Annotated in this window: 15 protein-coding genes and 1 tRNA gene; 10 read left to right on the forward strand and 6 right to left on the reverse strand. The window is 62.8% G+C overall.

Annotated elements, in window-relative coordinates; all coding sequences use genetic code 11:
- Positions 1-3 precede the first annotated feature (3 nt).
- From ASE39_RS07115 to ASE39_RS07125, 3 genes are all read left to right on the forward strand, one after another.
- Positions 4-552 (forward strand): septation protein A, encoded by a 549-nt coding sequence (locus tag ASE39_RS07115; RefSeq protein ID WP_010465636.1) that lies wholly within the window; start codon positions 4-6, stop codon positions 550-552.
- A 13-nt stretch (positions 553-565) separates the two neighbouring features.
- Positions 566-826 (forward strand): BolA family protein, encoded by a 261-nt coding sequence (locus ASE39_RS07120; RefSeq protein WP_057224794.1) that lies wholly within the window; start codon positions 566-568, stop codon positions 824-826.
- Positions 827-893: 67 nt separating this feature from the next.
- Positions 894-1679, forward strand: coding sequence for a peptidylprolyl isomerase (locus ASE39_RS07125; protein ID WP_029414250.1), 786 nt, complete (start codon positions 894-896; stop codon positions 1677-1679).
- 146 nt (positions 1680-1825) lie between these two features.
- Here the strand turns inward: ASE39_RS07125 and ASE39_RS07130 are convergent, their stop codons facing one another.
- From ASE39_RS07130 to ASE39_RS07145, 4 genes are all read right to left on the reverse strand, one after another.
- Positions 1826-2620 carry a heparan-alpha-glucosaminide N-acetyltransferase gene (locus ASE39_RS07130; protein ID WP_057270708.1) on the reverse strand — a complete coding sequence of 265 codons (795 nt, stop codon included), beginning with the start codon at positions 2618-2620 and terminating at the stop codon, positions 1826-1828.
- A 175-nt stretch (positions 2621-2795) separates the two neighbouring features.
- Positions 2796-2872 (reverse strand) — tRNA-Pro (locus ASE39_RS07135).
- A gap of 208 nt (positions 2873-3080) precedes the next feature.
- Entirely contained in the window at positions 3081-3332 is a 252-nt protein-coding gene (infA, locus tag ASE39_RS07140) for a translation initiation factor IF-1 (RefSeq protein ID WP_010465645.1), read from the reverse strand.
- Positions 3333-3560: 228 nt separating this feature from the next.
- Entirely contained in the window at positions 3561-4586 is a 1026-nt protein-coding gene (locus ASE39_RS07145) for an HPP family protein (RefSeq protein ID WP_140426709.1), read from the reverse strand.
- 725 nt (positions 4587-5311) lie between these two features.
- Between ASE39_RS07145 and ASE39_RS07150 the strand changes: the two genes are divergently transcribed.
- The 7 genes from ASE39_RS07150 (at position 5312) to asd (ending at position 11636) form a co-directional block, all read left to right on the forward strand.
- Positions 5312-6499 (forward strand): ABC transporter substrate-binding protein, encoded by a 1188-nt coding sequence (locus ASE39_RS07150; protein ID WP_057224798.1) that lies wholly within the window; start codon positions 5312-5314, stop codon positions 6497-6499.
- Between the two features lie 157 nt (positions 6500-6656).
- Positions 6657-7298 carry a LysE family translocator gene (locus tag ASE39_RS07155; RefSeq protein WP_010465650.1) on the forward strand — a complete coding sequence of 214 codons (642 nt, stop codon included), beginning with the start codon at positions 6657-6659 and terminating at the stop codon, positions 7296-7298.
- Between the two features lie 21 nt (positions 7299-7319).
- Positions 7320-8183: a branched-chain amino acid ABC transporter permease gene (locus ASE39_RS07160; protein ID WP_010465652.1), complete on the forward strand. Its 864-nt coding sequence runs from the start codon at positions 7320-7322 to the stop codon at positions 8181-8183.
- A gap of 58 nt (positions 8184-8241) precedes the next feature.
- Positions 8242-9240, forward strand: coding sequence for a branched-chain amino acid ABC transporter permease (locus tag ASE39_RS07165; protein ID WP_057270670.1), 999 nt, complete (start codon positions 8242-8244; stop codon positions 9238-9240).
- Entirely contained in the window at positions 9233-10006 is a 774-nt protein-coding gene (locus tag ASE39_RS07170) for an ABC transporter ATP-binding protein (RefSeq protein WP_057270671.1), read from the forward strand. The genes ASE39_RS07165 and ASE39_RS07170 overlap by 8 nt, the downstream gene beginning before the upstream one ends.
- 1 nt (position 10007) lies before the next feature.
- Positions 10008-10721, forward strand: coding sequence for an ABC transporter ATP-binding protein (locus ASE39_RS07175; protein ID WP_057270672.1), 714 nt, complete (start codon positions 10008-10010; stop codon positions 10719-10721).
- Between the two features lie 63 nt (positions 10722-10784).
- A complete protein-coding gene (asd, locus tag ASE39_RS07180; protein ID WP_057270673.1) occupies positions 10785-11636 on the forward strand; it encodes an archaetidylserine decarboxylase in 852 nt (283 codons plus the stop codon).
- Between the two features lie 36 nt (positions 11637-11672).
- Here asd and ASE39_RS07185 read toward each other — a convergent pair whose 3' ends face one another.
- Both ASE39_RS07185 and hutG read right to left on the reverse strand, forming a co-directional pair.
- Positions 11673-11882 (reverse strand): hypothetical protein, encoded by a 210-nt coding sequence (locus tag ASE39_RS07185; RefSeq protein WP_010465662.1) that lies wholly within the window; start codon positions 11880-11882, stop codon positions 11673-11675.
- 176 nt (positions 11883-12058) lie between these two features.
- Positions 12059-12880 carry an N-formylglutamate deformylase gene (hutG, locus tag ASE39_RS07190; protein WP_057270674.1) on the reverse strand — a complete coding sequence of 274 codons (822 nt, stop codon included), beginning with the start codon at positions 12878-12880 and terminating at the stop codon, positions 12059-12061.
- Positions 12881-12898: the final 18 nt, after the last annotated feature.

Consider the following 12898-nt stretch of genomic DNA (forward strand, 5'->3'; position numbering starts at 1 on the left):
TCCATGAAAATTCTGATCGACTTCTTCCCCATCCTGCTGTTCTTCGGGGCCTACAAGTTCTATGGCATCTATGTCGGCACGGCCGTGCTCATGGGCGCCACCGTCGCGCAGATGGCGCTGATCTACGCCATCGACCGGCGCCTGCAGACCATGCACAAGGTCACCCTGGTGCTGATCCTGCTGTTCGGCACGCTCACGCTGGTGCTGCAGGACGATCGCTTCATCAAGTGGAAGCCCACGGTGCTGTACGGTGCCATGTCCATCGCCCTCGCAGTGGCGGTGTGGGGCATGAAGAAGAACTTCCTCAAGATGCTGCTCGGCAGCCAGCTGACCCTGCCGGAGGGCGTGTGGCACCGCCTGAACGTCGCCTGGATCGTGTACTGCGCTTTCATGTCGGCCATCAACGCATACGTGGTCGTCAATTTCAGCACCGAAGCCTGGGTGGATTTCAAGCTCTGGGGCTACGCCTTCCCGCTGGTCTTCCTGGTCGGCCAGGGCATCTATGTGGCGCCCCACATCAAGGGCGACGAAGGCGACGAGCCCGCCGCCTGAAGGACCACCTGCCATGACCACCCTCGCTCAGCAAATGCACCAGACCTTGGCGGACCGGCTTACGCCCACGGCATTGGAAGTGCTTGACGAAAGCGCCGCCCATGCAGGGCATGCCGGGGCCAACGGCACCGGTTTTGGCACCCATTTCCGGGTCCGCATTTCGTCACCTTTGTTTACAGGCAAGCCCCGCGTCGCACAGCACCGCCTTGTGTATGATGCGCTGCAAGAATTTATTGACCAAGGCGTTCACGCCCTCGCCATTGAAGTTCTCTGAACCGGCCCCCATGTCCTTTGTTGCCGGAACTCAGCTGGCAAACAACCTCTCATTTTTTGGATTCCGCATGAAGAAACAGCTCCTGTCCGGCCTCGTAGCCGCTGCCGTGCTGGGCACGTTGGCCCTGCCCGTTTCCGCCCAAAACGTTGCCATCGTCAACGGCAAGGCCGTGCCAAAAGAGCGCGTTGAAGCGCTCAAGCAGCAAGTGGAACGCTCGGGCCGCCCCGTGACGCCTGACATCGAAGGCCAGATCAAGGACGAAGTCATCACCCGCGAAATCTTCATGCAGGAAGCGCAAAAGCGCGGCCTGGAAGGCTCGGCAGACTACAAGGCGCAAATGGATCTGGCCCGCCAGACCATCCTGATCCGCGAACTGTTCGCCGACTACCAGAAGAACAACCCCGTGACTGACGCCGAGATCAAGGCCGAGTACGACAAGTTCGTGGCAGCCAACGGCGGCAAGGAATACAAGGCCAGCCACATCCTGGTGGAAAAGGAAGCGGATGCCAAGGCCATCATCGCCTCCATCAAGAAGGGCGCCAAGTTTGAAGACATCGCCAAGAAGCAATCCAAGGACCCAGGTTCTGGTGCCAAGGGTGGCGATCTCGATTGGGCCAACCCCTCCAGCTATGTGAGCGAGTTCACGACAGCCCTGGTGAAGCTCGAGAAGGGCAAGATGACCGACGCTCCGGTGAAGAGCCAGTTCGGCTGGCACGTCATCCGCCTGGACGATGTGCGCCAGGCAGAACTGCCCAAGCTGGAAGAAGTGAAGCCCCAGGTGGCCCAACAGCTGCAACAGCAAAAACTGGCCAAGTTCCAGGAAGACCTGCGTGCAAAGGCCAAGGTCGAATAACTAGCGAACCCGCATCCGCCCCGGCGATGCACCCAAAAAAACGCGGCCCAGGCCGCGTTTTTTTATGGACGGATGAAAAGCGCCCCACGCCACAACAGCTGACCCTGGCAGCGAAATCAGCGGGCGCAGGCCCAACAACGATCTGACTAACCCTTCGACACCCAAGCCACCGCCGTGAGCACCCCGATCATCACCGGCTGATGGAGCATGTAGTAGCTCAGGCTCCATTGCCCCAGCAGAGCCAGGGGCCGCAGGCCGCGCGGAAGCGGCCATTGCACCCACCGCTCCCGCCCCGCGGCCATGGCCCATTGGCCGGCAGCCAGCCCCCACCACAACACGCCCAGCCAGGGCAGCACCGGCACGTAGTCTTCGGTAAAAGGCTTGCGCGATACCAGGCCCAGCCAGTTGAGCGCGCGCCCGTTGAACCAGGGCGCAGCCTCCGCCCAGGCGCCCGCCAGAAGCTGGTGCGCCACCGGTGGAAGCGCCACCGCCACCAGCCCTGCCAGCCATAACCACCGCCCCCAGCCAGCCGTACAACGGGCGATGAGCAGCATTACGGCCATGCCATGCAGCACGCCAAAATGGATAAAGCTGTGGGGAAACATCACGAACGACCCCGCGGACACCAGCAACGCGCAGCCAGCGATCTGCAACCACCGCCGACCAAACCGTGGCCACCCCTGCCCTTGGTGCAGTGCAATGGCCTGCCCCAGTCCCGCGCAAAACAGAAACAGGCTCACGATGACCGTGCGCTGCGAGGTCCAGAACGGATCCACGCGAAAATTTTGCGGCCAGAAGCCCAGATGGCTGAGGTCGAAGCAGAAGTGAAAGACTGTCATCCACACCATCGCCAGGCCGCGCAGGGCATCCACGCTGTCATAGCGCTGCAGTGGCGCGGGCGAGGCGAACGGTACAGGCGGCAAGGGAAGCGCACGGTTCATGGCAATACCAGCGGAAGGTGTCAGCGCGGGCATTGGCCCGCCATCCAGACCCGATGGTACGGAAATCCAGCTCCGTCTCGCCACGCAGGTCGAACCTCAAATCCCCACAGAGGGAAAGAAGAAGAAGAGGCAAGAAAAAAGGCCTTGCAGCATATGCTGCAAGGCCTTCAAACATTGGTCGGAGCGGCGGGATTCGAACTCGCGACCCTCTGCTCCCAAAGCAGATGCGCTACCAGGCTGCGCTACGCTCCGACAGCTCGTATTCTAACCCGACAATTTCCCTGTTTTTGGCTCAACACACGCTTTTTATGATTTTTTCACAAAGCGATTTGCGAAGCCCAGAACCAGGAAAGCACCACCTCAGGGGGAAACAGTGCGCGAATGAAAGAACACAAGAAACAGTTGGACCCAAGAGCCGGAACAAGCACGCGCCAGCCCGGAAATCCCTCAGGTCCGAAGATCAGCGGTTGCCCGAGGGGCCTGGGCCGCGACCGGCCAGATGGCGGAAGGTGATGCGTCCTTTGGACAAGTCATAGGGCGACATTTCCAGCGACACCTTGTCACCCGCCAGAATGCGGATGTGATGCTTGCGCATCTTGCCGCCGGTGTAGGCGATCAGTTGGTGACCGTTGTCCAGCGTCACGCGAAAGCGTGAGTCAGGCAAGACTTCCGTCACGGAGCCTTGCATTTCAATGAGTTCTTCTTTGGCCATGTTCTATCTTTTCAAAACAAATATTCTGTGATCGGCGCCTGACGCTTGTGCATCCACCACGGCAGCTACGGCGCGGTCGGTGCTCGACACACGGTGCATTGCGGGCGGTGGGAGTCGCTGCACCCGGGGCGCAGATCAGGCAGAGGGCCGGGGGAGACGGCTTCACAATGGACAGGCATAAGCACTGTGCAAAGCCTGTCGATTGTACCGCGATGTACCCGGTCTTGCCTATGGGATGGCGGCGGTGTCCGACGGCGCGCGCCCTTGCACCAAAGCAGCACCCGCAGAATCGCGCTCATCACGCCCTTGAACGGCTGCGGCCAAGGTCCGCACGAGATCTGTCTGAGTGATCACCCCCACCAGACGGTCCTCGCCGTCCACGATGGGGATATGGTGGTGTCCACCTTGAGAAAACAGGGGCACGAGATCCATGGCGTGCTGCGCCATGTGGGCCACCTGGACTGGATGCGACATGATTTCACCCACCGCCTGGGGCTGGCCAGCGCGCCCCATGACCAGCGTGCGCAGGCGCTGCCCCAGACCTTCGTGCATATCCAGGTTGGCCAGCCGCATGAAATCCGCCACTGTCACAATGCCAACCACCAAGCGTTGAGCATCCACCACAGGCAGTGCCTTGATCTGCTGGGCCCGCATGAGCGCCCAGGCATCTTTGAGAGAAACCCCGGCCTCCACCGCAAACGGCGGCTTGGACATGATGTCCGAGCAGCGCACGTCCCCCAGCGTCCTCTGAAAGGCGGCACGACCTGCGAGATGCAACAGCCCCTCCAGATCGGCACGGCTCACGTCCAGCACCTGGTTGTAGTGTGCGAGCGCTGCATCCACGTCCGAGGCGGTAAAAGCTCCCTGGACGACGTCGGTCCTGGCGGCCACACGTTGTGGATGGGGGTACCGGCGCCCCGTCAGGCCGTTGTAGACCATGGCGGCGACCAAAAGAACGACCACATTGAACAGGATGGGAAACGCTGCAAGGTGCCAGCCATCGCCCGCCGTCAGCACCACATACAGCGCCATTGCCCCTCCCGGTGGATGCAGGCAGCGCAAGGGCACCATCAGCGCAATGGCCAGCCCCACAGCCACCGCCCCTGCAAGCGCCGGATCAGGAATGATGGCGGAGCAGACGGCGCCCACCAGCGCCGACAAGGTACTCCCCCCTAGCACCGGCCAAGGCTGGGCCAGTGGACTGGACGGCATGCCAAATACCAGCACCGCACTGGCACCCAGCGATGCCACCATCCAGGGACCCGAGTCACTCCCCCCAGCCCACCAACGGCTAAGCAATGCGGTCAGCAACACACCGGTCACCGCACCTACGATGAAACGCAGCCTTTCGCGACCATCAATACCCAGTGGTGCCGGCCAAAAATGACGCAACCATCGGGCTAGGCGCACGCGCACGGACGGGGAAGACGACGGAGTCGATGAGGAAGAGGACGATGAAAGGGGCATGAGGCAACGGGCCATGGCGGCCCGCCAGCTCTGGAACAGGGCGATACGCAGACTCCCCGGGGGCACCACAGGCCTCCAGTGTCACCCAAGCCACCATTTTTCCTGGAGCAACATCTCCTATTCCCCCAATAAAACCCTCAGCTCGGATGGCATTCGCTGTCCCGTCAAGGTGCGGTCTATGCTCGAAACTACTTATATCGAAGGCTTAAATAGCTTCCCACAGCCAAAAATGCATGATCTATACTGCACAAAAATACAAAAAATGCACTTTAATTCATAAAACACTCATCCATGCACACGCTTTTGCAAAACCCGCTGCCGAAGCTTCGCACCCGCCCGGTTGCGTCTGAGCCGGTCTTCGCAGACCCGCCTGCACACGAGGTCGCGGTTGCAGCCTTGAACCAGCGCTCAACGCAGGGGCTCCGTTCCTTGCGGTACGGGTAACCCATAGGTATTCACCACCGAATGCTTGCAGTAAATTACTTTAAGCCTAAACAAAGGAGACAAGCCCAATGACCACCCGCCGCCTCGTCATCAGCCGCAGCGCCGCCCTTGTGGGCGCCGCATCCACAGGGCTGTTGCTGCCCTCCATCGTGCGTGCGCAAAGCGGCAAGGTGCGCGTGGGCTTCATGCTGCCCTACACCGGCACCTTTGCCCAACTGGGCGTAGCCATCGAGAACGGCGTACGCCTGGCCATCGACCAGCAGGGTGGAAAACTCGGGGGACGCGAGATCGAGTGGTTCAAGGTGGATGACGAATCCGAGCCCAGCAAGGGGGTCGAGAATGCCAGCAAGCTGGTGCAGCGCGACAAGGTGGATGTGCTGATTGGCACCGTACATTCGGGCGTGCAGATGGGCATCCAGAAGGTGGCGCGCGACACCGGCGTGCTCAATCTGATTCCCAACGCCGGCGTGCATGCCGCCACGCGCGCACTGTGTGCCCCCAACGTGTTCCGCACCTCGTTCAGCAATTCCCAGCCCACGCTGGCCCTGGGCAAGGCCATGGTCGAAAAGGGCCACAAGAAGGCGGTGTGGATCACCTGGAAATACGCAGCAGGGGACGAGGCCTTCGAAGGCTTCAAGCAAAGCTACACCGCAGCGGGCGGTACCATCGTGAAGGAACTGGGCCTGCCCTTCCCCAACGTGGAGTTCCAGGCGCTGCTGACCGAAATCGCCGCCCTCAAGCCTGACGCCGTCGCCTGCTTCTTCGCGGGCGGGGGGGCTGCCAAATTCATCCGCGACTATGCAGCCGCAGGCCTCAAGGACAAGATTCCGCTGTATGGCTCGGGCTTCCTCACCGAAGGCGTGCTGGACGCTGCAGGCCCCGCCGCCGACGGGATCATCACGACGATGCACTACAGCGACTCGCTCGACACGCCACGCAACAAGCAGTTCCGCCTCGAGTACGCCAAGGCTTTCCGCAGCCAGCCCGATGTCTATGCGGTGCAGGGCTACGACACGGGCCTGCTGCTGGTGCAAGGGGCCAACGCCGTCAAGGGCGACCTGTCCGCCAAGCCCGCCATCATCAAGGCCATGGAGAGCGCCACCATCGACAGCCCACGCGGCAAGTGGACCATGAGCAAGGCCCACAACCCCGTGCAGGACATCTACCTGCGCCGTGTAGAAAACAAGGAAAACAAGGTGATCGGCATTGCCGCCAAGGCCCTGGCCGACAGCGGTGCCGGGTGCCGCATGGGCTGACGCGCCCACCCCACTGACCGGGCCACGGCGTGCACTGGACCTTGGGTCCGGTTCGCTCCGCGGTTTTGACACAATGCACTGATGGACTGCCGCCACGGCAGGCCTGTCTGCTGTGCGCCCGGACTTTGCGGCCACCTTGCTTTCCCCATCCCCTCCTATGTCGCTCAGTACCTACCTGCTCTACCTCGCCGCAGTGGCCCTGCTGGTTCTTTCGCCCGGCCCGACGATGCTCATGTGCATGACCAATTCCCTCCAGCACGGCCCGCGCAAGGCCCTGGCCGCTGCTGCGGGCAGCGTGACAGCAGTCCTCGGTACCATGCTGCTCTCGGCCCTGGGCCTGGGGGCGCTGCTGGCGGCATCGGAAACTGCCTTCTGGGTACTCAAGGCGGCGGGCGCAGCGTATCTGATCTGGCTTGGCATCAAGACGTTTCGCAGCAAGACCACAGTGTTTGACGAGATGCCCGCCAGCGGCACGCCAGCCAAGGCCGTGGTGCCCGCACGCAAGCTCTACATCCAGGGTCTGATCGTGGGCGGCAGCAACCCCAAGGCTCTGCTGTTCTTCACGGCATTTTTTCCCCAGTTTCTGGACCCGACCGCCGCATGGGCGCCGCAGTTTGCCGTGCTGGCAAGCACCTTCGTGGCCTTTGAATTCACGGTGCTCACGCTGTGTGCGCTGGGCGTGGCGCGCTTGGCACCCGTGCTGCGCTCCGGCGCACGCATGCGCTGGTTCAACCGCATCTCGGGCGGCCTGTTCACGCTGATGGGCACCCTGCTGCTGGCCACGCGCCGCGCCACCTGATCCACTGTCTGTTTGCCCACCATGGACTTCGCCACATTCCTGATCCAGCTGCTCAACAGCGTGCAATACGGGCTGCTGTTGTTCATGCTGGCTGCCGGCCTTACGCTGATCTTCGGGATCATGGGCGTGGTGAACCTGGCACACGGCAGCTTCTATATGCTGGGGGCCTACCTGGGCTATTCGCTGTCGGGCCACTTTGGCAGCCTCACGCTCGCCATCCTGGGCGGGGCTGTGCTGGCAGTGGTGTTTGGCCTCGCGCTGGAATGGCTGCTGTTTCGCCACTTCTACCATCGTGACCACCTGGATCAGGTGCTGCTGACCTTCGGTCTCATCTACATCTTCGAGGAACTGCGCTCCATCCTCTGGGGCGACGACGTGCACGGCGTCCCGATCCCCGCGATGCTGGACTGGTCCATTCCGCTTACCGACACCCTCTCCTACCCGGTCTACCGGCTGTTCATCTCAGGCGTGTGCATGGCACTGGCGCTGGGCCTGTATCTGCTGATCTCCAAAACACGGCTGGGCATGAAGATCCGTGCCGGAGCCTTCAACCGCGACATGGCCGAGTCGCTGGGGGTGAACATCAAGCTGATCCACGCCATTGTCTTTGCCCTGGGCGTGGGCTTGGCGGCCGTCGCAGGCATGGTGGCCGCGCCGGTGTCCAGCGTCTATCCCAACATGGGGTCGTCCGTGCTCATCATGTGTTTTGTGGTGGTGGTGATCGGGGGCATCGGTTCCGTGCGTGGTGCGCTGATCTCCGCCCTGCTCGTGGGGCTGGTGGATACCTTTGGCAAGGTGTTGCTGCCATCGATGGCCGGGATGCTGGTCTATATGCTGATGGCGGCCGTGCTGCTGTGGAAACCCGAAGGCCTTTTTAAACAATGATGACCCCGATGCTTGTCACTTCGCGCGCACCACACGCTTCGCAGCCCGGCGGCCACCTATGAGCACCCCGCGCGCCAATATCGAGGTGCTGCCGCGCAGCGTGCAGTTTTCCCTGGCACTGGGGCTGGCGGCGCTGCTGCTGTTCCCGGTGGTCGGCAGCGACTTCTACGTGCAGATGGTCACGCGCATGATGATCATGGCCATCTTCGCGATGAGCCTCGATCTGCTGCAGGGCGTGACCGGCCTGGTTTCGCTGGGCCATGCCGCTTACTTTGGCGTGGCGGGCTATGCGCTGGCCTTTCTCACGCCCGCCGATACGCCGGTCAGCCTTTGGTGGTCGCTGCCCCTGGCGGTGGCAGGCGCCGGGCTGGTGGCGCTGATCATCGGTTTCTTCGTGGTGCGCACGCACGGCATCTACTTCATCATGGTCACCATGGCGTTCGCGCAGATGGTGTTCTATCTGTTCTTCGACAACAAGGTGCTGGGCGGCTCGGACGGTCTGTACATCAACTTCCGGCCCGATGCGTCCATCTTCGGCTGGCTACCGTTCGACCTGGAAGGCCGCAAGACCTTCTACTACTTCACGCTTGCGCTGGTGGTGATCGTCTATGTGCTGCTGCGCCGCCTGCTCTGGAGCCCGCTGGGCCGCGCACTGTCAGGCATCCGCATCAACGAGCACCGCATGCGGGCCATGGGCTTTGGCACACGCGGCTACAAGCTCACCGCCTTCACCGTGGCGGGTGCGCTCGCGGGGCTGGCGGGCTACCTGTGGGGCGCGCAGACGGGCTATGTGAACCCGGAGCTGATGGGCTTTCACATGAGCGCCCACGCCATCATGATGATCATCCTGGGCGGCATGGGCAATTTTGCCGGGGCGATCGTGGGCGCCTTTGCCTTCGAGTATCTGTTGCATGTATTCAAGGACATCACCAAACACTGGCAACTGCTGATGGGCAGCTTCATCGTGCTAGTGGTGGTGGCCGCGCCGCGCGGGCTGCTGGGCATGCTGGGGCAGCGCCGGGCCGCCAAGGCGCAGGAGGACCCACACCATGGCTGACGCCCTGCTCTCGGCCCGCCAGCTCACCAAACGCTTCGGAGGCCTGGCCGCCGTCAACGGCGTATCGCTGGACCTGTGGCGTGGTCAGATCCATGCCGTGATCGGCCCCAACGGCGCGGGCAAGTCCACGCTGACCAACCTGCTATCGGGCGACCTTCCACCCAGTTCGGGGCAGGTGCAGCTTGGGAGCTCCGACGTGACCGGCTTGGCACCCGAACGCATCTCGCGCCAGGGACTGGGCCGCAGCTACCAGAAGACCAACATCTTCTTGCCGCTTACCGTGCATGAAAACGTGCGCCTGGCCGCGCAGTCCCGAGACCCACAGCAGCCCTGGAACCCGCTGCGCTGGTGGCAGGACACGCGTGCAAACACTATCAAAAACAGAGCTACCAACGCAAGACTGGAAAGCGCTATCGAGCTTTCCGGCTTGAAAGACCGGCGCACAGCCATTGCCGGCGCCATGAGCCACGGCGAGCAGCGCCAGCTCGAAATTGCGATGACCCTGGCCACCGAGCCGCAGGTGTTGCTGCTCGACGAGCCACTGGCCGGCATGGGCGTGGCTGAGGCGGAACGCATGGTGGAGCTGCTGCAGCGCCTCAAGCCCGCCCACGCCATCATGCTGGTGGAGCACGACATGGACGCCGTGTTTGCACTGGCCGACCTCCTCACCGTGATGGTCAATGGTGAAGTGATCGCCCATGGCACACCGCCCGAGGTGCGCGCCGATGCCACGGTGCAAGCCGCCTACCTGGGGGAGGATCACTGAGATGAGCACTCCATGGATTGATGCCCGTGGCATCCACACCTTCTACGGCAGCAGCCACATCCTGCATGGCGTGGACTTTACGGTGGGCCAGGGGGAGACCATCGGCCTCATGGGCCGCAACGGCATGGGCAAAAGCACCTTGCTCAAGTCGCTCATGGGGCTCGTCAAGCCGCGCTCGGGCAGCGTGACGGTGTCAGGCCGCAACATGACCGGCAAACCGCCCTACGAGGTCGCCCGGTTGGGTATTGCCTACGTGCCCGAAGGCCGCGGCATCTTTGGCAACCTCAGCGTGGCCGAGAACCTGCAGATGGCGGCGCGCGCAGGTACACGTGGCCAGCGCGACTGGACCTATGACCGGGTGCTGGAGACATTTCCGCGCCTGAAGGAACGCCTGGGCCACGGCGGCCAGCAGCTCAGCGGCGGCGAGCAGCAGATGCTGACCATTGGCCGCGCGCTGATGACCAACCCCGACGTGCTCATCCTCGACGAAGCGACCGAGGGCCTGGCCCCGCTGATCGCCCGCGAGATATGGCGCATCTGCAGCCTCATCAAGGACAGTGGCATCAGCAGCGTGATCGTGGACAAGAACTGGAAACACGTCACGCAGATCACCGACCGCAACATCATCCTGGTCAAGGGCCAAGTGGTGTTCGAGGGCAGTTCGGACGCGCTGCACGCGCAGCCACAGCTGCTGGACCAGTACCTCGGGGTATGAAGCATGCGGGTGACGGTGCCCCGCCGATAGAATCGTTCGCTTTCGTCTTCGAGGGGTTCGCCCGTGTCTGATCGCCTGGCAGTTCTGCCGCAATACCTCATGCCCAAGCAGGCAATGACCACCCTGGCTGGCAAATTTGCGTCGGCCCGGTTGGGCAGCCTGACCACCTCGGTGATCCGCCGTTTTGTGGCCCGCTACAACGTCAACATGGCCGAGGCGGCCAATCCCGACATCACCAGCTACGCATCGTTCAACGACTTCTTCACCAGGGCGTTGAGGCCAGGAGCTCGCCCGCTGGCCACGGCAGACCTGATCTGCCCGGTGGATGGCGCCATCAGCCAGTTTGGCCCCATCGCCAAGGACCAGGTCTTCCAGGCCAAGGGCCACACCTATTCCACCACCGCCCTGGTGGGTGGCGATGCGGCAGCGGCAGCCCGTTTTGACAACGGCCACTTCGCCACGCTGTACCTGAGCCCGCGCGACTACCACCGCATTCACATGCCGTGCGCGGGCGAGTTGACGCGCATGGTGCATGTGCCCGGCGATCTGTTTTCGGTGAACCCCACCACGGCGCGTGGCGTGCCGGACCTGTTTGCGCGCAATGAGCGCGTGGTGTGCTTTTTTGAATCGGCCCAGGGCCCGTTCGTGCTGGTGCTGGTGGGCGCCACCATTGTGGGCAGCATGGCCACGGTGTGGCATGGCCAGGTGAATCCGCCCCGCACGGGCACGCAGCGGCAGTGGGACTACGCCAAGGGGCAGGTGAGCCTGCGGCAGGGCGAAGAAATGGGACGCTTCCTGCTGGGCTCGACGGTGGTCATGCTGTTCCCGGCGGGGCCGCTGCAGTTCAACCCGCAGTGGGCACCCACAAGGCCCATCCAGCTGGGCGAGGCCATGGCGCAGCACACGGCGGGGTGAAGATTCAGCACACCGTGGTGCGGCGGATTTCTGCTGTCAGAACCTGTCGGGAACGCGTGTGAGGTGAAAAGCCGTGGGCTCCACCTGGAGGGAGTCCGGGTGCACGGGCGAATCCAAGCCCACCAAGTAGATCATGAGCGCATTGCGGCGCACCACCACATGGCTGACCGTCTCGCGCCGTTGCCCCCATTGCACGGAGGCACCGGGCTTGAAAAGGGGCATGTAGTAATAAGCCGCTGGGTCCATGGGGCTGCGGCTCCTTCCGCATTGGCTGGCAGGGTGGGGCTGAAAACAAGAAGCGCCCGCCCGACGATCCCGTGGAGGGACCGCTCAATCCATACTAGCATCAAAGCTTGGCCGCACTGGACCGGCCGCTACAAAAAATTGAGCAATATCAACATCCCCATGGCACGCGCGATGAATCACCGCCCACCATGTGAAGCCGCAAAAGCGAGCACGGCCCGCAGCATGCGCTCCAGGTGCGGCTGCACGCGCGCCGCCACCTCGGGCAGGTAGTCAAACGGCAAGACCTCCTGCATGTAACTGCACTGCGTCATCTCCAGCTGGATCGCGTGTACGCCCTGCCCCGGCTGGCCATAGTGGCGCGTGATGTGCCCACCCTTGAAGCGGCCATTGAGCACGGCGGTATAGCCACTGGCTTCCTTTGCAATGGACAGCAGCTGCTGTGCCAGTGCGGGGTCGCAGCTTTCACCATTGGCCGTGCCCAGGTTCAGGTCCGGCAGCTTGCCTTCAAAAAAGCGGGGCAACACCGAGCGGATGGAATGGGCGTCCCACAACACCGCCACACCGTGTTGGGCGCGGATGCGATCCAACTCGGTACGCAGTTGCGCGTGGTACGGCGCCCAGACTGCATCACGCCGCGCAGCAACTTCTGCGTCATCGGGCACATCACCGTTGGCATAGATGGGCGTGTCGTCAAAGGTGTCGACCGGGCACAGGCCGGTGACGCTCTGGCCGGGGTACAGGCTGGCGCCGTCGGGCGGGCGGTTCAGGTCGACCACATAACGCGATTGCGTGGCCACCAGGATGGACGCGCCCAGGTCCTTGGCAAACCCATACAGCCGGTCCATGTGCCAGTCGGTGTCGGGCACATGGCGGGCATCCTCGGTAAATCGCGCCGCCAGCGCCGGGGGCACATAGGTGCCGGCATGGGGCATGGAGATCAGCAGCGGCTGCGTGCCTTGGTGAAAGACAAACGGGGGCGGTATATTTTTTTCGGTCATGGCGGGTTCAGAAATAAG

It is taken from the genome of Acidovorax sp. Root267, from assembly GCF_001429215.1.
Classification (GTDB): Bacteria; Pseudomonadota; Gammaproteobacteria; order Burkholderiales; family Burkholderiaceae_C; genus Acidovorax; species Acidovorax radicis.

Bases quoted from the DNA above. Each gene is read 5' to 3' on its own strand.
- ASE39_RS07115 (WP_010465636.1), top strand. From the start codon at position 4: ATGAAAATTCTGATCGACTTCTTCCCCATCCTGCTGTTCTTCGGGGCC.
- ASE39_RS07120 (WP_057224794.1), top strand. From the start codon at position 566: ATGACCACCCTCGCTCAGCAAATGCACCAGACCTTGGCGGACCGGCTT.
- ASE39_RS07125 (WP_029414250.1), top strand. From the start codon at position 894: ATGAAGAAACAGCTCCTGTCCGGCCTCGTAGCCGCTGCCGTGCTGGGC.
- ASE39_RS07130 (WP_057270708.1), bottom strand. From the start codon at position 2,620: ATGAACCGTGCGCTTCCCTTGCCGCCTGTACCGTTCGCCTCGCCCGCG.
- infA (WP_010465645.1), bottom strand. From the start codon at position 3,332: ATGGCCAAAGAAGAACTCATTGAAATGCAAGGCTCCGTGACGGAAGTC.
- ASE39_RS07145 (WP_140426709.1), bottom strand. From the start codon at position 4,586: ATGGTGGCATCGCTGGGTGCCAGTGCGGTGCTGGTATTTGGCATGCCG.
- ASE39_RS07150 (WP_057224798.1), top strand. From the start codon at position 5,312: ATGACCACCCGCCGCCTCGTCATCAGCCGCAGCGCCGCCCTTGTGGGC.
- ASE39_RS07155 (WP_010465650.1), top strand. From the start codon at position 6,657: ATGTCGCTCAGTACCTACCTGCTCTACCTCGCCGCAGTGGCCCTGCTG.
- ASE39_RS07160 (WP_010465652.1), top strand. From the start codon at position 7,320: ATGGACTTCGCCACATTCCTGATCCAGCTGCTCAACAGCGTGCAATAC.
- ASE39_RS07165 (WP_057270670.1), top strand. From the start codon at position 8,242: ATGAGCACCCCGCGCGCCAATATCGAGGTGCTGCCGCGCAGCGTGCAG.
- ASE39_RS07170 (WP_057270671.1), top strand. From the start codon at position 9,233: ATGGCTGACGCCCTGCTCTCGGCCCGCCAGCTCACCAAACGCTTCGGA.
- ASE39_RS07175 (WP_057270672.1), top strand. From the start codon at position 10,008: ATGAGCACTCCATGGATTGATGCCCGTGGCATCCACACCTTCTACGGC.
- ASE39_RS07185 (WP_010465662.1), bottom strand. From the start codon at position 11,882: ATGGACCCAGCGGCTTATTACTACATGCCCCTTTTCAAGCCCGGTGCC.
- hutG (WP_057270674.1), bottom strand. From the start codon at position 12,880: ATGACCGAAAAAAATATACCGCCCCCGTTTGTCTTTCACCAAGGCACG.